At 72.9% G+C, this 18,413-nt stretch carries 13 protein-coding genes and 2 pseudogenes; 5 read left to right on the forward strand and 10 right to left on the reverse strand.

Annotated features, from left to right (window positions below; genetic code table 11):
* The first annotated feature begins 54 nt into the window (after positions 1 to 54).
* The gene (locus Acy02nite_RS41100) at positions 55 to 1,056 is read left to right on the forward strand and encodes an NADP-dependent oxidoreductase (RefSeq protein ID WP_203754182.1); all 1,002 of its coding nucleotides are present in this window, start codon (positions 55 to 57) and stop codon (positions 1,054 to 1,056) included.
* Between the two features lie 97 nt (positions 1,057 to 1,153).
* Here Acy02nite_RS41100 and Acy02nite_RS47560 read toward each other — a convergent pair.
* From Acy02nite_RS47560 to Acy02nite_RS41110, 3 genes and pseudogenes are all read right to left on the reverse strand, one after another.
* Positions 1,154 to 4,198 (reverse strand): annotated as a pseudogene (locus Acy02nite_RS47560) (Tn3 family transposase).
* Between the two features lie 214 nt (positions 4,199 to 4,412).
* Entirely contained in the window at positions 4,413 to 5,024 is a 612-nt protein-coding gene (locus Acy02nite_RS46930) for an MFS transporter (RefSeq protein ID WP_239175716.1), read from the reverse strand.
* A 170-nt stretch (positions 5,025 to 5,194) separates the two neighbouring features.
* Positions 5,195 to 5,833: pseudogene (locus Acy02nite_RS41110) on the reverse strand (MFS transporter); the annotation flags it as partial.
* Positions 5,834 to 5,898: 65 nt separating this feature from the next.
* Here Acy02nite_RS41110 and Acy02nite_RS41115 point away from each other — a divergent pair.
* Entirely contained in the window at positions 5,899 to 6,525 is a 627-nt protein-coding gene (locus Acy02nite_RS41115) for a TetR/AcrR family transcriptional regulator (protein ID WP_203754186.1), read from the forward strand.
* Here the strand turns inward: Acy02nite_RS41115 and Acy02nite_RS41120 are convergent.
* The 6 genes from Acy02nite_RS41120 to Acy02nite_RS41145 all read right to left on the reverse strand — a co-directional run bounded on the left by Acy02nite_RS41120 (position 6,503) and on the right by Acy02nite_RS41145 (position 13,347).
* The gene (locus tag Acy02nite_RS41120; protein ID WP_203754188.1) at positions 6,503 to 7,363 is read right to left on the reverse strand and encodes an NAD(P)H-binding protein; all 861 of its coding nucleotides are present in this window, start codon (positions 7,361 to 7,363) and stop codon (positions 6,503 to 6,505) included. The genes Acy02nite_RS41115 and Acy02nite_RS41120 overlap by 23 nt on opposite strands.
* 431 nt (positions 7,364 to 7,794) lie before the next feature.
* Positions 7,795 to 8,151 carry a GntR family transcriptional regulator gene (locus Acy02nite_RS41125; protein WP_203754338.1) on the reverse strand — a complete coding sequence of 119 codons (357 nt, stop codon included), beginning with the start codon at positions 8,149 to 8,151 and terminating at the stop codon, positions 7,795 to 7,797.
* A gap of 2 nt (positions 8,152 to 8,153) precedes the next feature.
* Positions 8,154 to 9,530 carry an MFS transporter gene (locus Acy02nite_RS41130; protein ID WP_203754190.1) on the reverse strand — a complete coding sequence of 459 codons (1,377 nt, stop codon included), beginning with the start codon at positions 9,528 to 9,530 and terminating at the stop codon, positions 8,154 to 8,156.
* Positions 9,531 to 9,602: 72 nt separating this feature from the next.
* Complete coding sequence (locus tag Acy02nite_RS41135; RefSeq protein WP_203754192.1) at positions 9,603 to 10,067, reverse strand: hypothetical protein; 465 nt, start codon at positions 10,065 to 10,067, stop codon at positions 9,603 to 9,605.
* Positions 10,064 to 11,869, reverse strand: coding sequence for a dynamin family protein (locus Acy02nite_RS41140; RefSeq protein ID WP_203754194.1), 1,806 nt, complete (start codon positions 11,867 to 11,869; stop codon positions 10,064 to 10,066). Before Acy02nite_RS41140 ends, Acy02nite_RS41135 begins: the two co-directional genes overlap by 4 nt.
* Complete coding sequence (locus Acy02nite_RS41145; protein WP_203754196.1) at positions 11,857 to 13,347, reverse strand: dynamin family protein; 1,491 nt, start codon at positions 13,345 to 13,347, stop codon at positions 11,857 to 11,859. Before Acy02nite_RS41145 ends, Acy02nite_RS41140 begins: the two co-directional genes overlap by 13 nt.
* 179 nt (positions 13,348 to 13,526) lie before the next feature.
* Between Acy02nite_RS41145 and Acy02nite_RS41150 the strand changes: the two genes are divergently transcribed.
* Both Acy02nite_RS41150 and Acy02nite_RS41155 read left to right on the forward strand, forming a co-directional pair.
* Positions 13,527 to 16,034, forward strand: coding sequence for a LuxR C-terminal-related transcriptional regulator (locus Acy02nite_RS41150; protein ID WP_239175722.1), 2,508 nt, complete (start codon positions 13,527 to 13,529; stop codon positions 16,032 to 16,034).
* Positions 16,031 to 16,558: a LuxR family transcriptional regulator gene (locus Acy02nite_RS41155; RefSeq protein WP_203754202.1), complete on the forward strand. Its 528-nt coding sequence runs from the start codon at positions 16,031 to 16,033 to the stop codon at positions 16,556 to 16,558. The genes Acy02nite_RS41150 and Acy02nite_RS41155 overlap by 4 nt, the downstream gene beginning before the upstream one ends.
* Positions 16,559 to 16,647: 89 nt before the next feature.
* Here the strand turns inward: Acy02nite_RS41155 and Acy02nite_RS41160 are convergent, their stop codons facing one another.
* Complete coding sequence (locus Acy02nite_RS41160) at positions 16,648 to 17,235, reverse strand: DUF4240 domain-containing protein (RefSeq protein WP_239175730.1); 588 nt, start codon at positions 17,233 to 17,235, stop codon at positions 16,648 to 16,650.
* 386 nt (positions 17,236 to 17,621) lie between these two features.
* Between Acy02nite_RS41160 and Acy02nite_RS41165 the strand changes: the two genes are divergently transcribed.
* On the forward strand, positions 17,622 to 18,407 hold the full coding sequence (locus Acy02nite_RS41165) for a hypothetical protein (protein WP_203754208.1): 786 nt from the start codon (positions 17,622 to 17,624) through the stop codon (positions 18,405 to 18,407).
* The last annotated feature ends 6 nt before the right edge of the window (positions 18,408 to 18,413 follow it).

Genomic DNA, 18,413 nt, shown 5'->3' on the forward strand with positions numbered 1-18,413 from the left:
AGCGAACCCTGTAGCGCCCGTCACCTGCACCCACGACCTCACCCGGAGAACGCCATGAAGGCATACGTCATCGACCGCTACAACAAGAAGCCGAACCTCCGGCTCGCCGACCTGCCCGAGCCCGGAGTCGCCGCCGACGAAGTCCTAGTCCGTATCCACGCGGCCGGCGTCAACCAGCTCGACACCAAGATCGCAGAAGGGGAGTTCAAGCTCATCCTGCCCTACCGCCTGCCCCTGGTCCTGGGCAACGATCTGGCCGGCGTTGTCGTCCGGGTCGGCGCCGGGGTCCACGCGTTCCAGCCCGGCGACGAGGTCTACGCCCGTCCCGACAAGGACCGGATCGGCACCTTCGCCGAGTTCCTCACCGTGAGCCAGGACGACCTGGCACTCAAACCGGCCAACCTCACCATGACCGAAGCCGCCTCGCTGCCCCTGGTCGCCCTGACCGCCTGGCAGGCGCTCGTCGAACGCGCGAACCTGCGGCCCGGCCAGAAGGTACTCGTCCAGGCCGGCTCCGGCGGGGTCGGCACCATCGCCATCCAGCTCGCCAAACACCTCGGCGCCACGGTGGCCACCACCGCGAGCGCCAAGAATGCCGACTCCCTCAAAGATCTGGGCGCGGACATCGTCATCGACTACCGCACCCAGGACTTCGCGACGGTGCTCGAGGGTTACGACGTCGTCCTGGACAGTCAGGGCCCCAAGAGCGTGGCGAAGTCGATGAGCATCCTCAAGCCCGGCGGCAAGGTCATCGGCATCGCCGGCCCTCCCGACCCGGAGTTCGCCCGCGAGATCGGGGGAAACCCCGTCCTCAAGATCGCCACCCGCCTGCTCAGCCTGCAGACCAGGCGCACCGCCGCGAAGCTCGGTGTCGACTACTCGTTCCTGTTCATGCGGGCCAGCGGCAAACAGCTCAGCGAGATCACCGCCCTCGTGGAGAACGGGACCATCCGCCCGGTCGTCGACCGCGTCTACCCGTTCGCCTCCACCCCGGAAGCCCTTGCCCACATCGCGAAGGGCGCCGCCCGGGGAAAGATCGTCATCGCGATGACCTGATCGCCGCCACGGCATCCCGAACGACGCCACTGCAAATCCTCCCGGGCGGTCCATCGGGAACGCAATGTCTACGTAGCCCCACCCGACAAGATCATTATCAGTGCTGACCGTTGTACCGATCTTCGCCAACCCCATACCCGGGCAACCGCAGGGGCCGGTAACCGTCGGTGTCGAGCTGGGCGAGTTCACCGTCGATGTCGACGGAATGGGTGCCGTAGAAGTGCACGTTCTCGTGGTGGGTTGGCCAGATGTGCGCCAGGACCTCGTCGTCGACGTCGCGGCCGCCTCTACGCAGGGCGGCCACGCCGAGGCCGTGGTACTCCGTGGACCAGCAGACGATCGCGTCGGTCGCCAAAGTCAGACACCACATCTGCTCGGTCTGCTGCTCGTGGTGCCGGCGCCGCAGCGCTCCCTCGCCGGCTTAGGCCAGGGAGCGGCGCAGGGCGTGCAGGTTCTCGCCCTTGTTCAGCTGCCGGGAGATCCGCCGCCGATAGATCTCGTCGGCCAGGTACCGGGCCGCGTAGACCGTGCGACGCAGCGCCCCGTACTCCTTGATCGCGCTGGTCAGCGCGTTCTGCTGCCGTTTCGAGGAACACAGCTTCCCGACGACCAGCGCCGCGGTGGCGTGCCCGCCCTGCACGGACGCGGCGACCCGCAGCAGGTCGTCCCACATGTCCGTGATCAGGTCCGGGTTCAGCCGCCGGGTCAGCAGCGCCCCGGCGCGCGGGTACCGGTCCAGGAAGTCGGCGCGGGGCCCGGTCCGGTACAGGGTGATCTTCCCGAGGTCCCGGATCCGCGGCGAGAGTTGCTTGCCGACCAGGTCGAACAGGGCGAAGTTGGCCAGGGTTGCGCCGTGGGTGTCGGTGGCGTGCTCGAAGACCGGTAGGTCGGTCTCGTTGCCCAGCAGCCCGTCGAGGACGTAGTGCGACTCCGGCGCGGTCGCCACGATGACCTTCGTGTCGAAGGTGGAGTGCTGGTCGGAGACGTGGGTGTAGGTGGAGACGCCCTGCCCGCGGGCGAAGTACCGGGACAGGTGGCGGGCGGTGATGCTCTTGCCCTTGACCGGGAACCGCTGCCCGTCCGACGACGAGAGTGTTCCCGACCCGAACGCGCGGGTCAGTGGCAGCCGGTGGTGGTAGTTGACCACCGCGGCGTTCGCCGCTTCCAGGGTTTCGGGCCGGAAGTACCACTCGGCGGTCCAGGCGAGCACGTCGTACGGCACGCCGCAGGACTCGGCCATCGCGGACAGGCCCATGTTCGTGGCCTCCGCGATGATCACGTACATCAGGTTGCGTTTGAGCTCGGCCGGCCGGGCGACCTTCCCGCCGGCGTGCACCAGGTGGTCGGTGAACCCGGTCCGGGCGTCGACCTCCACCAGCACCGACGCGATCGGCACCCGCGGCAGCATCCCCGCCAACTCCGTGCGCAGCGCGTCGGCCTCGGCTGGTACGTCCTCGGCGGTGAGCGGCGGGATGATCAGCTCGCCGTCGTCGGTGAGCCGGACCTCGCCCGGGTTGCCCTTCGCGAGCTAGGTCTCCAGGTCAGCCAGCGCGGTGTGCAGCTCGTCGCGGGCCTGGGCGAGCGCGTCGGCGGCCTCGACCGGTTTGCCGACCAGATGGCAGAACTCCACCTTCTGCGGCGCCCATGCCTGCGGGGTGAGCAGGAACGACGCGGGATCGGCGTACCGGCGCGAGCCGGGCACGAAGATATCGCCGGAGCGCAGCCCGTCGCGCAGGCCGACCAGCACGGCCAGCTCCCAGTACCGGCGGTACGCGGTGACGTCGCCGGCCTGCTCCGCGGCGACCAGGTAGCCGGCCCACTTCGTCGGCACGAACCCGACCGGCGCGTCGGCCGGGACCTTCCGGGCACCGGTGGCGTACAGACCGGTCAGGATCCCGACGGCCTGCATCAGCTGCTCGGTGCCGGGCCCGCCGTCGAACTCGACGGCGGCCAGCACGGCCGGGGCGAACTGGCGCAGGTACGACATCGACGCGTCCAACATGCTGAGCTGACCGTGATCGCGGGGCGGCCGCTCACGGCGCTCGGCCCACGCCGCGCGCATCCGGTCCAAGCCGATACTGGTGCGCAGCATGCTGCCGATCTGCTCGTCGCCGATCGCGGTGTCGAGCACGATGGTCAGGATCTCGTCCAGTAACGCCTGCCGGTTCTCGCCGCCCTTGGCCCGCTCGGCCAGGGCCTCGGCGACCTTCTGCTTCGCAGCGGCCTCCCGGCCGCTGATCGCCTGGTCGAACAGCAGCAGCGTCTCGTCGAGCACGTCGACCGCCGACCGCGACAGCAGCGTGAGCAGGATCGGGTACCGGCGTTCCGGCTCGCGCCGCTGCAACGCCTGCCCGGTCAACCGGCGGCCCACCCCGGCCAGAAACCGGCGCCGCTCCGCCGGCAGCATCGACAAATCCACGGTGTGCGCGTCCAGGCGCCGCAGGTAGGCCAGCTTCTCCAGCTCCGTCTTCACCGCGGCCGGGCTCGACGACGTCGGCCCCACACCCAGCCAGGCCAGCGGGGTCCGGCCGAGATAGGCGTCCGGGACCAACAGCAGATCCAGCTCGGCGCACCGCCGGCCGGAGAGCAGGTGCTTCACCCGCGCCCAGGTCTCCGTCCTCGCGTGAGCCCGAGCCGCGGCCACCCGTCGCAGCAGCAGGATCACCCCGGGCCGCAGCACCCGGGACGACAGCAGGTACTCGCAGGCCAGCCGGAACAGCAGCTTCGGCGAGTCGTGCTCCATCGCCCGGGCGAACAGGAACTCGTCGAGGTCCTTCCACACGGCGTTGTCCATCGACCGGCAGCCGGCGTAGCCGACCACCTCCCGCAGATGATCCGTACGTGTCTGTTCGCGCTCGCCGTACCCGCGCAGCTCACCCATCGCGATCCCGAGCCGCTGCGACAACCGGCCCACCACGGCGTCCGGCGCCAACGCCACCTCATCGGGTACGAACCCGGGCCACGGCAGCGTGCACAGCTGGACCGCCACACCCAGCACGTTGCGGCCGGTCCGGAACTGGCGCACGAACGCCTCGTCCGCACCGGTCAACGTGAAGTACCGGATCAGCTCCGCCCGGTTGATCTCCGGGAAGCCCCGAAGCCGCGCCAGTTCCTCCGCCGAGAACACATCCTGAGTCGCCACGAACCCACCGCCTGAGCATCGACCGTCACCAAACGGACGGCACGCTAGGGCTCGGGACAGACCTTGATCAACCCTCAGTTCTTACCGTTGTTTTGGTCTGAAAACTACGGGCAGGCCCGGGAGGGCGCGTCGCCGCGAGCTCGCGGGCTGGTTCTCACCGTCGTTGTTTCGTGCCCGGTGACCACGGTGAGCACCGGCCGCCCGCGACGTCCTCTCAAGGGCGGTGTCCGGCCTTCTCGTCGCCGGGTACGCCTCGTCGGCTGTGTCGGGCTCTTTCGTTGCCGGGTACGCCGGCGGGGGCCGGTGTGCTTCTCGGCAGGACGAGGGTGGCGACGAGGACGGCGGCGAGCAGGAGCCCGGCGGCGAGGGTGAGGCCGAGGGCGTAGCCGTCGTTGAGGGTGGGCCGGTGGTCGGCGGCGGTGCCGAGGACGGCCAGGCCGAGGGACGCGCCGAGCTGGCGGGAGCTGTTGAGCAGGCCGGAGGCGGTGCCGGTTTCGTGGGTGGCGACGCCGGCGGTGGCGAGGGAGACGACCGGGGCGAGGCTGAGGCCGAAGCCGGTGCCGGCCAGGAGCGACGGGCCGAGGACGTCGTGCGGGTAGGTGCCGCCGGGGCTGATCCGGCCGAGCCAGAGGAAGCCGGCGGCGGTGAGGAGTCCGCCGATGATCAGCAGGGTGCGGGGCGGGAGCCGGTAGCCGAGCTTGATCGCGGCGACGGATCCGAGGATGACGGCGAGGGCGAAGGGCAGGAATTCGATGCCGGTTCGTGCTGGTCCGTGGCCGAGGACGTGTTGCAGGTAGAGGGAGGCGAAGTAGAAGGAGGCGGCCATGGCTGCTCCGAGGAGGAGGTTGTAGAGGTTGGCGCGGTGACCGCGCGGTTGGTGAGGAGTCCGGGTCTGATCAGTGGCTCGCGGTGGGTTCTTTTCTCTGTGCGTACGAACATGGCGAGCACTGCCACCGCGACGGCGACGGTGGCGGGGTCGGTGCGGACGATGCCGAGCACGAGCAGGGTCATGCCGGCGGTGCCGAGCAGCGCGCCGGGGATGTCGGGCCGGCCGGTGGCGACGGTGGGGGTGTCGGCGGGGACGCCGCGCCAGGTGAGGGCTGCTGCGGTGGTGGCGAGGGGGACGCTGATGAACATGATCCAGCGCCAGCCGGCGTATTGGGTGAGCAGGCCGCCGATGAGGACGCCGAGTGCGCCGCCGGCGGCGTTGGTGGCGGCCCAGATGCCGAAGGCGCGCACGCGGCGGCGGCCGGTGGGGAAGGTGGCGGTGAGCAGGGCGAGGGCGGCGGGGGCGAGGGCGGCAGCGCCGATGCCCTGGGCGGCGCGGGCGGTGACGAGTGCGGCGGGGTGCTGGGCGAGGCCGCCGGCGAGGGAGGCGGTGGCGAAGAGGGTGAGGCCGGTGAGGAGGACGGTCTTGCGGCCGTAGCGGTCGGCTGCTTTTCCGCCGAGCAGGAGCAGGCCGCCGAAGGTGAGGGCGTAGGCGTGGATGACCCAGGTGAGGCCGAGAGGGCTGAAGTGCAGGCCGGTGGCGATGTCAGGCAGGCCGACGTTGACGACGGACAGGTCCAGTGAGATCAGGAATTGGACGGTGGCGGCGGCGGTGAGGGTGAGGGTGTCACTCGACTTTCGGAACATGTTCCGAAAATAGCAGGGAAGGCCCGGCGGGTGAGGGCCGCCGATGTGCCAGGAAGAATGGGGCGATGCCCGCCACCCACGGCCGTACCGGCCGGCCACCGGTCACGTCCCGCCCGGAGATCCTGGCCGCCGCGCGTCGCCTGATCGATGCGGACGGGTGGGAGAAGGTGACGGTGCGGCGGCTGGCGGCCGAGCTCGGGATCGGGGCGACCACCCTGTACCACCATGTGCGGGACAAGGACGAGCTGCTGGTCCTGGTCCTGTCGGAGTATGCGCGGCAGGTGCCGCTGCCGGTGCTGCCGGAGGATCCGCGGGAGCGGATCGTGGTGGCGGCGACCACGATCCGCCAGGCGTTGGCGGGGTGGCCGTGGGCGGCGGCGGAGTTCACCACGGACGGGTTGCTGGGGCGCCTCGGCGGGCCGGCGGTGCAGCTGGTCGAGGTGATCGTCGGCGCGGCGGTGGAGTGCGGGTGCACGCCGGAGCGGGCCGTGCACGTGTTCCGCAGTCTCTGGTATTACACGGTCGGCGAGATCCTGGTCCGGATCCGTTCGCGGGCGCGGCCGCCGGTGGTGTTCGCGCCGGCGGACACCCCGCACCTGTCGGCGATCGGTGAGCGGTGGCCGGCCCTGGCCGCGCAGGACACCTACGAGATGGGGTTGCGTGCCCTGATCAGCGGCCTGCTGCCGGAGTAGTCAGCGCCGCGGCGGCCCACGCCTTCAGGGTGGTGGGGGTGGTGGTGAGCGGGGTGCGGGGTTGTTCCGGGGTGAAGCCGTCGCGCAGGCCCGAGGTCATGGCGAGGACCGCGGTGACGGCTTTCGGGGGCATGCCGGCCAGGGTGAGGCGGTCGGCCATCTCGGTGTCGGGGATGACGGTCAGGGTGGCGCCGAGCTGGCCGGCGACGTCGGCCCAGGTGAGGTCGGCGGGGCCGTGGACGGCCTGGACGCCGCCGGGCCAGGCAGGGTTGAGCAGGCGGGCGGCGGCGATGTCGCCGACGTCGCGGGGGTCGACCCACGGCATCGGCTCGTCCGCGGGTTTGGTCGTGGTGACGGTGCCGGCGTGGATCTCGTCGGCGGAGGCCAGCAGGTTGGTGAAGTAGTAGCCGCTGCGCAGGGCAAGGACGCGGGCGCCGGTGGCGGTGAACTCGTGTTCGCTGCGGGCGAGGCCGTCGATCAGGCCGGCGCCGGTGCCGAGCTCGGCGCCGACACTGCTGAGCAGCACGACGCGGGGCACGGCGTGGGCGCGCACCGCGGCGGTGCCGGCGTCGACCATGGTGGCCATCTCGGCGAGGGGGTCGTCGGCGAAGACGTTTTCCGGGGTGGCCCAGAGCAGGGCGTCGATGCCTTCGGTGGCGGCGTGGACGTAGGCGGGGTCGCGCAGGTCGCCGACGGCGAGGTCGGTCAGGTCGTGCAGGGCGGGGTCGAGTGTGGCCGGGTCGCGCAGCAGCAGGCGGGGGCGGATGCCGGCCTGGACGAGCAGCTGGGTGACGCGGGAGCCGACGTTGCCGGTGGGAGTGGTGACGGCGATGTTCATGCCTTACTGCCTACCCGTGGGGTACGACAAAATCCGGTGACCGCCGGCGGGGCCCCGGTTTGTGGCGGCGTCGCGGTTTCCGGCTGGTGCTCACGGTTGTCATGAGGGATGGATAACGACCGTGAGCACCAGCCGAGGGGCGGGAGCGCGTTTCGGGCCGGGGTGGCAGCGGCGTCGCGGTCCCGGCTGGTGCTCACGGGTGCTTCGCCGCGGTGAGGCACCCGTGAGCGCCAGCCGGGAGGCGGCACCGGCGGGCAGTGCGGTGGCGCGGCGCCGGGGTTGGTGTTCGGGGTGAGCGTGCCCCACCGCGCAGGTCGCCCTGGAGGGTTTCGCGTTCTGGGCGCGTCAGCGCCCTGCGGAGCCCGCAAGGGTCCCCGCGGGAGCGACGGTCCGGACCACAGCGGAGGCAGGCAAGGAAAGGTTGTCGGTTCTCAGGTTTCCAGGGCGGCCTTGACCAGGGCCAATGCTGTCTCGGGTGGGATGCCGAGGGTGCGGATGGTGTCGGCGTAGGTCTTGGCGGCGTTCTGGGCGCGCAGGGACGTGCCGGTGGCGCGGGCGGTGATGACGGTGCCGAGGCGGCCGCGGGTTTCGACGAGGCCCGCCTGTTCGAGCTCTTTGTAGGCGCGGGCGACGGTGTTGGCGGCCAGGCCGAGGTCGGTGGCGAGTTGGCGGACCGGGGGCAGCCGGGTGCCGGCGGCGAGGGTGCCGTCGGCGGCGAGGGCGGCGATGCGCAGCCGGACCTGCTCGTAGGGCGGGGTCGGCGCGTCCGGGTCGATGGGGATGTGCAGCATCAGACGATTGTGGGTGGTGTGTTGCCGGCGGCGACGATGGCCCGCCGGATCGGGACGAGGGCGAGCAGGAGGCCGCCGAGGAGGAAGAACACGACGAGGGAGACGATGCCGAGGCGGTAGCTGGTGGTGAGCTGGAAGATCAGGCCGAACAGCAGGGGGCCGAGCCAGCTGGTGCCTTTGTCGCTGATCTCGTAGAAGCCGTAGTACTCGCCTTCGCGGCCTTCGGGGATGAGCTGGGAGAACAGGCTGCGGCTGAGGGCTTGGCTGCCGCCGAGGACCAGGCCGATGCCGGCGCCGAGGATCATGAACGGGATCGGTTCGCCTTCGGGGAGCCAATAGGCGGCGGCGACAACGGCGAGCCACAGGGCGAGGCTGATCAGGATGGTGTTGCGGGCGCCGAGGCGGGTGGCGACGGCGCCGAGCAGCAGGGCGCCGCCGAAGGCGAGGAACTGCACGATGAGGATCGTGATGATCAGGGTGGACTGTTCGAGTTTGAGTTCTTCGGTGCCGAACTGGCTGGCGAGAGTGATGACGGTCTGGATGCCGTCGTTGTAGATCAGGTAGGCGCCGAGGAAGGCGAGGGTGAGCGGGTAGGCGCGCATGTGCCGGACGGTGTGGCCGAGTTGCCGGAAGCCGTCGGTGAGCACGTTGCCGCGGGTGGTGGTGCTCTGGGCGCCGGGGCGGTCGCGCAGCCACAGCAGCGGCAGGAGGGTGAACGCGGCCCACCAGACGCCGGCCGAGACGATGGACCAGCGGGCCAGGTCGAGGGTGCGTTGCGGGTTGTCGTCCTCGCTGAGCAGGGTGACGGCGACGAGGTTGAGGGCCAGGAGCAGGCCGCCGCCGAGGTAGCCGATGGCCCAGCCGCGGCTGGAGACGCGGTCGCGCTGGTCGGGTTCGGCGAGTTGGGGCAGGAACGAGTTGTAGACGACGATGGCGGCGCCGAACGCGATGTTGGCGATCAGGAACAGGATGCCGCCGAGCAGGTAGCGCTGGCCGGTGACCAGGCCCATGGCGATGGTGGCGGCGGCGCCGAGGAACGCGGCGCCGGCGAGCAGGGGTTTCTTGCGGGGGGCGCGGTCGGTGATGGCGCCGATGACGGGCAGGACGAAGACGGTGAGGAACACCGACAGCGACACCAGGTACGGGTAGTAGCTGCCGGCGGCGACGGTGATGCCCAGGGGGTGCACGACGCCGTCGCAGTCGTCGGTGCCGAGGGGGCAGCCGGCGGCCTGTTCGGCGACGCTGGTCAGGAACGGGCCGAGGAAGACGGTGATGACGGTGCTCTGGAACGCCGAGTTGGCCCAGTCGTAGAGGTACCAGCCTCGGCGTTCCCGCTTACCGGCGGTGGCGGGGGTCGGGGTGCCGGTGACGGCCATCGTGTGCGCTCCTGGGTGTCAGTCGGTGCGCGCACATGATGCCATCCGGTGCTCGTTCACGGGAGACCCGCGTCACTGTTCATCGGGGGTCCACCAGCGGGCCAGGGCGGCGACGGCGGGGTCGTCGGAGGCGGCCAGGATCGTCCACGGGTCGGCGCCGTCGGGGATGTCGATGCCGGCGTAGGCGGCCAGGTCGTGGGCGTCGATCGGGTCGGTGCCGGCGGTCCAGGCGGCGGGGGCGCCGAGGGTGGACGCGTCGACCCAGGGGAAGCCGTCGACGGGTTCGGGCAGGTCGCCGACGTCGAGGTGCGGGGGGAAGTCGTCGCCGGTGGTGAGGGTGTCGTGGGTCTCGGGCAGGTCGGGCGGGGCGGTGTCGTGCTCGGCGGCGGGGGTGTCGTGGTGGTCCCAGTCGTCGTGCTGGTCGAGGTCGGGGGTGTGGAGTTCGTGGGTTTCGGGCAGGTCGGGGCCGTCCGGGAGGTCCGGCAGGTCGTGGTGGTCGTCGTCGTGGTGGTCGAAGCCGCCCCAGTGGTCGCTCATCTGTTCCTCTCGTCGTCGATCGGCGCCGGGGTCAGGGCACGCGCCCGCAGCAGGGCCTCGTCGGCCTGCCGTACCCGTACGCGTACCGTGTCAAGCTCCTGCTGGGCCGCTGCCCGGCGGCGGGCGCGGCCGCCGGCGTCCTCGGCGGCGGCGGCGTCGATCTCGGCGATCTGCGCGTCGAGGTCCTTGAGGCGTCGTTCCGCGGCGTCGTCGAGGGCGAGTGACAGCGCGTACTGCAGGTCGGTGAAGCGGACCGACACCTCGTCGGCGAGGGCGGCGCGGGCTTCGGCGAGCACGTCGCGCAGCCAGGTGCGGGCGTGCTGGCGGTCGGTGTGCACGCGCCGGCGGTACAGCACGTAGCCGCCGGCGGCCAGGCCGAGGCCGAGGCCGGCGACCGGGACGAGCAGCCCGCCGGCGGCGCCGAGCACGGACAGGCCGAGGGCGGCGCCGCGCCCGGCCATGAAGGCGATGCCGCCGGCGGACAGGGCGATGAGCAGGTTGTCGCCGGAGCCGTCGCGGGGCGGGGTGGCGGCGAGGGCGTGCCGCAGGGTGGCGTTGACCTTGCCGAGGACGGTGTCGCGGTCGTCGTCGTCGAAGGCTTCGTCGAGGACGTGTGCGGCGACCTGGGTGAAGGTGGTCTCGAGTCGTTCGGACAGTTGCGCGGCGACGGCTTGCAGCTGGGTGTCGACGTGGTCGGGCAGGTGTGCCAGGTCGGGGCCGCGCATCTTGTCGATGCCGGTGGACAGGTCCTGCTGGAGTTCGGCGATGCGGCTGCGCAGCGCGCCGACGGTTTCGACGCGGGCGCGCTGGACCTCGGCGCCGAGCAGCAGTGACCATTGGCGGCTCTCGGTGCGTTTGCGGGCGGCCAGGGCGGCCCGGTCGGCGCGTAGTTGCGCCTGGCGGGCCGGGTCGGCGGTGGCGGTCTGCAGTTTCGCCTCGGCCTGGGTTTCGAGGCGGCCGAGTTCGCCGCGGGCGGCGCGCAGCACGTTGGCCAGTTGCAGTTGGTGGCCGCGGCCGGCGAGTTCGATCAGGGCGTGCTGCAGGCCGGGGATCTTGGAGGCGTCGGCGAGGGTGTCCTGGCGGGTGCCGCCGGCGGCCAGGGCCAGTTCGGCGAGGCGGGCGGAGACGGGGAACCAGGGGGCGGCGGCGAAGCGGGGTGCGTGGGCCTGCAGCAGGGCGCGGTTGTCGTCGGCGATGCGCCGCCACTGCGGAAACGCGTCGATCTTGGTGAGGGCGAAGACGACGGCGTCGACGCGTTCGGCGGCCTCGGCCAGGAAGCGCAGTTCGGGTTCGGACAGCGGTGCTGACGCGTCGGCGACGAACAGCAGGGCGGAGGCGCGGCGGACGGCGTCGAGGGCGACGGTGGCGTGGGCGGGGTCGAGGCCGCCGGCGCCGGGGGTGTCGAGCAGGGTGAGGTATTGCAGCAGCGGCGCGGGGTGGGTGACCTCGATGCGGCGGGCGCGGCGTTTACCGGCGGCCCAGTCGGTGAGGTCGTCGACGTCGACGGGTTCGCCGCCCTCGGGCAGCCAGGCCCGGGCGTGGTAGGTGTCGCCGGGCACGAAGCTCAGGTAGGTGGCGGTGGTGACGGCGGCGTCGACCGGGGACAGGCCGGGCACCCCGAGCAGGGCGTTGACCAGGGAGCTCTTGCCGCGTTTGGTTTCGCCGACGACGACCACGCCGGGCCGGGTGAGTTGGGTGCGGCGCAGCTGGGCCAGGTCGGCGGCGGCGTCCATGTCGACGGTGCGCAGGTAGGCGAGGGTGTCGCGGACGGCGGCGTCCATCAGCGGGGTCAGGTCGCGCATCGGGTCCGGACCTCCTGGGCGAGCAGTTGCAGGCCGCGGTGGGCGATGTGGGCGATGCGGGCCTGGGCGGGGCCGGCGCCGTCGACGGCGTAGGCGCGCCAGCGGGCGGCGGCGGCGATCAGCTCTTTCTCCCCGGCGTCGGGCAGGTCGAGGATGTGGCGGGGGTCGTCGCTGGTGGCGAGGCGGATCAGTTCGCTCTCCCGGTCGGCGGGCAGCCGGACGGCGCCGGACGCGGCGCGTTGCGCGGCGTCGAGCAGGCGCAGCCGGTGGTAGGCGGGGTCGCGCAGGACGTCTTCGAGGGCGTCGCGGACGGTGGTGCGCAGCCGGGGGTCGGCGGTGTGCCCGGCGAGGCGTTCCAGGCGGGTCAGGGCCCAGCCGGCTTTGATGGCGTCGGCGCGCCAGCCGAACGAGCGGTCCAGGCTCTGCTGCAGCCGGGGCAGGCCGGACGCGGTGAGCAGGCGCCGTTCGAGTTCGCCGGTGCCCAGGCGCGGGTCGGTGGTCAGCTGGGCGCAGGCGAAGCCGATGCCGTACAGGTCGAGGCGGCCCAGCAGCCGTTCGCGGCGTTCGGCGGGGACGGGGGCGGGCAGGGTGCGGAACAGGTCGACGGAGGCGAGCAGCAGTTGCAGGTCGTCGGCGGGCAGGGCGGCGAGCTGGGCGAGGGCGTCGCGGTCGGCGCGGGTGAGGCGTCCGGCGCCGGCGGTCTCGGCGAGCAGCCCGGCGAGGGGGACGACGTCGCCGACGGTGCGGGCGAGCAGCCCGGCCTGCTGGCGGGCCAGGGGCAGGGCGACCGGCCAGGGGTCGTCGGCGCCGCCGGTGAGGGTGTCGACCTTGGCCAGGACGCCGAGGGCGTTGATCGGGCCGGCGGCCAGGCGGGCGGACGCGTCGTGGAACGCGTCGAGGGCGTGGACGTCGTCGGCGCGCACGGCCTGGGTGAAGACGTAGACGACGGCTTCGGCGGCGGCGACCTCGGCGGCGGAGTCGGCGTCGATGTGCTCGTCGAACGGGGCGTCGCCGACGACCTGGGCGGCGCGGTCGCTGGAGGCGGTGTCGGTCGACGACAGGCCGGGGGTGTCGACGACGGTCAGTGTCCGCAATCGGTCATTGGTGAGGGTGACGTCGACGTAGGCGATGCGGGTGGCGGGCACGCCGAGGCGGGCGGGGACCATGCCGTCGTCGTCGAGGGGCAGGCTGTGCCGCTGGTCGTCGCGGGTGACGACGTCGACGCGGTCGGCGGGGCCGTACCGGAACCGGGTGACGACTCTAGTGCACTCCCCGGCCGCGGTCGGGGCGACACGCCTGCCGATGAGAGCGTTTACTAGTGTCGACTTTCCGGCTTTCAAGCGACCGGCGATAGCGACCCGTAACGGTTCGTGGAGACGGTTGCCGATCTGTCGTACCTGGCCACCAGCATCGGAGTCGAAATCCGTAACGATCTCGTGACACAGAGTAGCCAAACGTTGGCTGAGTGGTCCGGTCACCGTGACTCGTCAGCGAAGCACACTGTCAGCGACAATGTGCGGAAGGCGGCAGTCGGCGTCACGCAACGGGGACCTTTCTCGCACGGGAAGCAGGTTCGGTTCTTCGTTCGCAGCACAGACTACGGATGCCGGTGCCGCCTGGGGGATCCCGTGTTCGTGCCAGAGAAGGAGGACCACTAGTGGCGGACGAGCCTTACCTGGCCGCATCCTCCACTCTGCGTCACGGCCCGGCCCTCGTCGTGCTCACCGGCCCGCCCGGCTGCGGCCGCAGCACCCTGCTGCAGCGCATCGCCGCCGCGGTCCCCGGCCCCGTGCACGCCGGCGGCGGCCTGGCCATGCTCGCCGGAGTTCCCGCCCTGGCCCTGTCCCGGGCCGTGCGCGCCCGCCTGCCCGGCGACGACGTGCACCTGCTCGCCGAAGCGGTCCGCTCCCGGGTCCGCGGCGGGCTGCTCGTGCTCGACGACGTGCAGCACTGCGACCCGGCCACCGTCGCCGCGCTGCCGCACCTGGCCCGCACCTGCCGGGTCCTGGTCGCGCTGCGCACCCCGCACCGCATCCCCGACGAGACGCACCAGGCGCTGCGCGAGGCCGCCACCGCGTGGCTGAGCGTGCCGGCGCTGACCGGTGACGAAGCCCTGGCCCTGGCCCGGCGCACCGCCGCCCGCCTCGACGACCCGGCGCTGACCGCGGTCGTCGCCCGGGCCGGCGGCAACCCCCTGGCGATCATCGCGCTGGCCCGGCAGGCAGCCGCCGGCAAGGCCCCGGCCGGTCAGGACGTCGACCAGCTGGCGTACGCGATCGCGACCGCCCTGGCCGACCTGCCCCGCCCCGCCCGGACCGCGCTGGCCGCGCTCGGGCTGCTCGGCCGGCCCGCCCCCGCCGGACTGCTCGGTCCCGGCGCCGCCGACCTGCAAGCCGCCGGCCTGGTCGACGCCGACCCCGGCGGGGCGCTGTCCCCGGTGTCGGCCTACGTCGCCGAGACCGCCGCGGGCCTGCTCGACCCGGGTGCCCGCGCCGAGATGCACCAGCGCCTGGCACAGCTGACGCCGCCCGCCGAAGCAGCCCGGCACCTGGCCGCCGCCGGCGACGACGCCGGGGCGTACCGGCAGGCCCTGCTCGCCGCCGACCAGGCCGGCGGCGGCGAACGCGCGGCGCTGCTGCTGTTCGCCTGCGGCCTGAACACCCCCGTCGACCTGCGGGTCCGCCTGGCCGCCGCGGACGCGCTGCTGGTCGCCGGGCGTGCCCGCGACGCCGCGGCGGTGCTCGCCGCCGCCGGGGCCCGGCCGACCGGCGCCGCCGCACCCCTGGCCCTGGAGGTCGCCGTGCTGCACGGCGAGGCGCTGCTGCAGGCCGGCGACCCGGACGCCGCGGTCCGCGCCGTGCGGGGCGTGCCGGACGCCGCCGCGGCCGCGGTCGTCGCCGCCCGCGACCGGGTGCTGCTGCTGTCCGCCCTGGACACCGCGCCGATGTCGGCCCTCGACCTGGCCGACAAGGTCGCCGCCCGGCACCCGCAACCGCTGCCCGGGGTCGCCGCGGCGATCGCGGCCGTGCGCGCCGCACACCGCGTGCCCGGCTGGGACACCGACCTGGCCGCGGCCGCCGACCCGGCCGGTGATCCGCTGATCAGCCGGTGGAGCGCGTGGCTGCTGGTCGAGCATCTGGCCGCCGACGGGCGCCTCGCCGAGTCCGCCGCCGCCGCGCGCCGCGCCGCCGACGCCGCCGGGCAGGCCCTCGCCTACGGCTGGCAGACCCGGTTCCTGGCCGCCGCCGACTGGGCCCTGGCCCTGCACGGGCCCAGCGCCGGCACCGACACCGTCGTCCGGCAGGCCGCGAACCTGACCGACCTGGCCCTGCCGGAGCAGGCCCGGGCGTACGCGACCGCGGCCACCGCCCTGATCGAGGCCGACACCGGGCTGCTCGCCGCGGCCCGCGCCCGGCTCAAGGACGTGCCCCGGCACCCGGCCGCCGACTGGGTCGCCCGGGAAGCCGCCTGGCTCGACGGGCAACCCGAACGCGGGGAGACCGGCGACGCCGGTGACGGCCTGCTCGCCGGGCTGCACGCGATCACCGCCCGGTGGGCGGCACACGACCTCGGCGTCCGGGACAACGCGCCGATCCCGACCGGGCTGCCCGGCCCGGCCCGGCGCACCCTGACCGCCTGGGCCGTCGGCAACGGCTTCGGCGCCGCCGCCGACAGCTGGGAACCGGTCGCGTTGCGCGAACAGATCCGCTGCCTGATCGCCGCCGGGCTGACCGACCCCGGCCGCGACCGGGCCGTCGCCGCGCTGCAGCGGGCCGAAGAGCTCGCCGACGCGGCCGGGCTGACCGTGCTGGCCGGCCGGGCCCGGCGCGGCCTGCGCGGGCACGGCATCCACCGCGACGTGCGCGGGCGCCGCTCCCAGGGCGGGCTCACCCAGCGCGAACAGGACGTGCTGCGCCTGGTCGCTGCCGGCGAGCCGACCCGCCGCATCGCCGGGCAACTGGGGATCTCCACCGAGACCGTGGACACCCACATCCGGGCGAGCATGCGCAAACTGGGTGCCCGCACCCGCACCGAGGCTGCCGCGCTCGCGTTCGCGAACCGGCCCGACACCGGCGACACCCCCGTCGCTGCCCGACCCGGCGTCAGCGACAACAGCTTCGCCACCCGGTCCGACACCAGCGACAACAGCGAGGATGGCCGGTGAACCCACAACCCGACACACCACGCCACGTAGTTGCCACTGCCGCCGACGCCGAGACCGTCCTGCGCCGCCTCGCCCGTGACGGCTGGACGGCCCGGCCCGGATTCGCCCTGCCCGACCCCGCCTGGGACGTCGCCGCCGCCCACATCGTGCTGCACGGGCGCATCGGCGACGACGACACCGACACGGCGCGCCTGGCCGTGCTCGCCGCCGCCCGCGGCGCCGGCGTCGTCGCCGTCTGCGACACCGAGTCACCCGCCGGGCGTGCCCTCGTCGACGACCTGGGCCGCATCGGGCAGGTGCACCGCGGCGCCGACGGCGCCGACCCGGTCGCGCACCTCATCCCCGAGCAGCGGGCCCTGCTGGACCGCCTCGCGGCCGGTGACACGATCGCGGCGGCTGCCGCCGCGGAATTCCTGTCCCTGCGTACGGCGAACCGGCGCATCGCCGAGGCGCGGGCGCTGTTCGGCGTGCGGACCACCCGCGAAGCGGTCCTGGCGTACCTGCGTCAGCGCCAGCCCGACTAGGCGGTGTTCCGTGGTGCGGCCGGGCGCTTCGCACTCGGCCGGGCGTGAGACCCCGGTAGCCACGGTGCGGGCCGGCCGGGGGTAGCGGGTCAGGAGACGCCGGTCAGGTGCGGGTACAACTCCCGCAGGTACTGCTGCTGGCGGGGGAACAACGCGGCCAGGGCGTCGAGGCGGCACGGCAGCCGCGCGCCGGTCAGCGGCGGGTCGCTGAGCCGGACCGGTTCACCGGTGTCGTAGTAGCCGTCGTTCTCCTCACCGGCCAGCTCGCGCAGTGCCCGCTGCGGCGCCCACCGGAAACGCTCGGTCAGCAGCACACCGATGTCGACCCGGCCCGCCGCGACACCCCGCACCGCCGGATGCCCGGCCAGGACGTCCGGGTCCTGCAGGACCCGCTCGTACCAGTCGCGGCCCAGCCCGATCAGGCCGGCGCTGAAGTCGCCGAGCGAGTCGTCGCCGCACCCGTGGTGGATCAGGAACGCGGCCATGAACAGGTCGTCGCGGTGCACCCGCTGCCGCAACGCCCGGAAGTAGTCCCCGAACCGGGCGACCTGTGCCGGCGGCAGTCGCACGAGCTGAGCGACCAGGGCCGACTCCAAGCGTACGTCCAGGTTGTCCCAGACCGGGCCGGCCTCGCCCCGGGCCGCCTCGATGATCTCCCAGCAGTGGTGCTCGTCCATCACGCGCCCTCCCGGTCGCCGGCCGTGTGCCTGGCCCTGCAGATCGGAACGGCGGCGGCCGCGTTGAGGAAATCGCCGTCCCACTCTCCGGCGCGGTGACCACGCCCAGGGCTGGTTCTGACCGTGGTTGCCAGGCGCCGGCAACCACGGTCAGAACAGTGCTCGCCGCCGCGAACGGTCAGCAGGCTCTTCCCGGCCTGAGGTAGAGCCAGCTATACCGTGCGGGTAGTGCAGCCTCACCCGGTGGTGCTAGCTCGTGGGCCATCGCGCTCGGGGCGGCTCTTTTCTACCGTCGTCCCATGCGATTTCGATCGATCACGACAACTGGTGCCGCCGCACCACCACCAGGTTCCGACCGCGAAACTGTTCGACTGCCTTCGAGGTCCGTGATCGGGTTGCTGCTGGCGGCCGGCGCAGCTTTGGTGGCAGCATTCGTGGTCGCCCCCGCCGCGCTCCTGAGGCCGACCTTCGGGGCTTACGACAGTGACGCGGCACTGCAGGACGCCGTCGGGCGTGCTCTCGTCGAGTATTGGCGAAGCGGAACCCCGGAGTTCCCCGCCGGCCTGACGACGCTGGTCGACTACTGGTTCCAATGGCATGCGATCAAGGTGGCGATCAGCGCGTTGTCGGTCGTTGTCCTCGCCCTGCTCACCACCGCGCTGTGGCGCAGATACCTGCGAGTCCGCCCCTGGTACGCGGCGGCTGCCACCGCCGCCACGGTGGGGACGGTTCTCGCCGTGGGAGTGCTCATGGTGAACATCCAGGCGACGGCCGTACCGCTGGTCGCGTTGCTGCCGCTGCTACCCGGTAGAACCGCCGACGGAAGACTCGCACAGGTGGTGAGTGAGATGCGCGAAGGGCTGGCGGCATCGGCCGGCCCGCACACCGGTTCCCCCGTGCTGCCGGTACTTCTCGGCGAGGTCGAGCGCTACCACTGGGTCATGGTGGCGATCGCCGCCACGCTGATGGTGGCAACCGGCCTGGCGAGCGTCCATCTCTGGAAGCGGCGTATCGTCGGCGACCCGAGCGCCACCCGCGTCAGATTCATGCACAGCACACTCGGTGTCATCACGGCTCTGACCGCATGCCTGCTGCTGCTCATGACAGCGGCCGGTGCACTCTCGGCGCTCGAACCCGCCACCGCGCTGCTCGGCGTCCTCGGTGCGGGCTGACACCGT

This window comes from Actinoplanes cyaneus, from assembly GCF_016862095.1.
GTDB classification, from domain to species: Bacteria; Actinomycetota; Actinomycetes; order Mycobacteriales; family Micromonosporaceae; genus Actinoplanes; species Actinoplanes cyaneus.

Bases quoted from the DNA above. Each gene is read 5' to 3' on its own strand.
- Acy02nite_RS41100 (WP_203754182.1), top strand. From the start codon at position 55: ATGAAGGCATACGTCATCGACCGCTACAACAAGAAGCCGAACCTCCGG.
- Acy02nite_RS46930 (WP_239175716.1), bottom strand. From the start codon at position 5,024: ATGGCCGCCTCCTTCTACTTCGCCTCCCTCTACCTGCAACACGTCCTC.
- Acy02nite_RS41115 (WP_203754186.1), top strand. From the start codon at position 5,899: ATGCCCGCCACCCACGGCCGTACCGGCCGGCCACCGGTCACGTCCCGC.
- Acy02nite_RS41120 (WP_203754188.1), bottom strand. From the start codon at position 7,363: ATGAACATCGCCGTCACCACTCCCACCGGCAACGTCGGCTCCCGCGTC.
- Acy02nite_RS41130 (WP_203754190.1), bottom strand. From the start codon at position 9,530: ATGGCCGTCACCGGCACCCCGACCCCCGCCACCGCCGGTAAGCGGGAA.
- Acy02nite_RS41135 (WP_203754192.1), bottom strand. From the start codon at position 10,067: ATGAGCGACCACTGGGGCGGCTTCGACCACCACGACGACGACCACCAC.
- Acy02nite_RS41140 (WP_203754194.1), bottom strand. From the start codon at position 11,869: ATGCGCGACCTGACCCCGCTGATGGACGCCGCCGTCCGCGACACCCTC.
- Acy02nite_RS41160 (WP_239175730.1), bottom strand. From the start codon at position 17,235: ATGGACGAGCACCACTGCTGGGAGATCATCGAGGCGGCCCGGGGCGAG.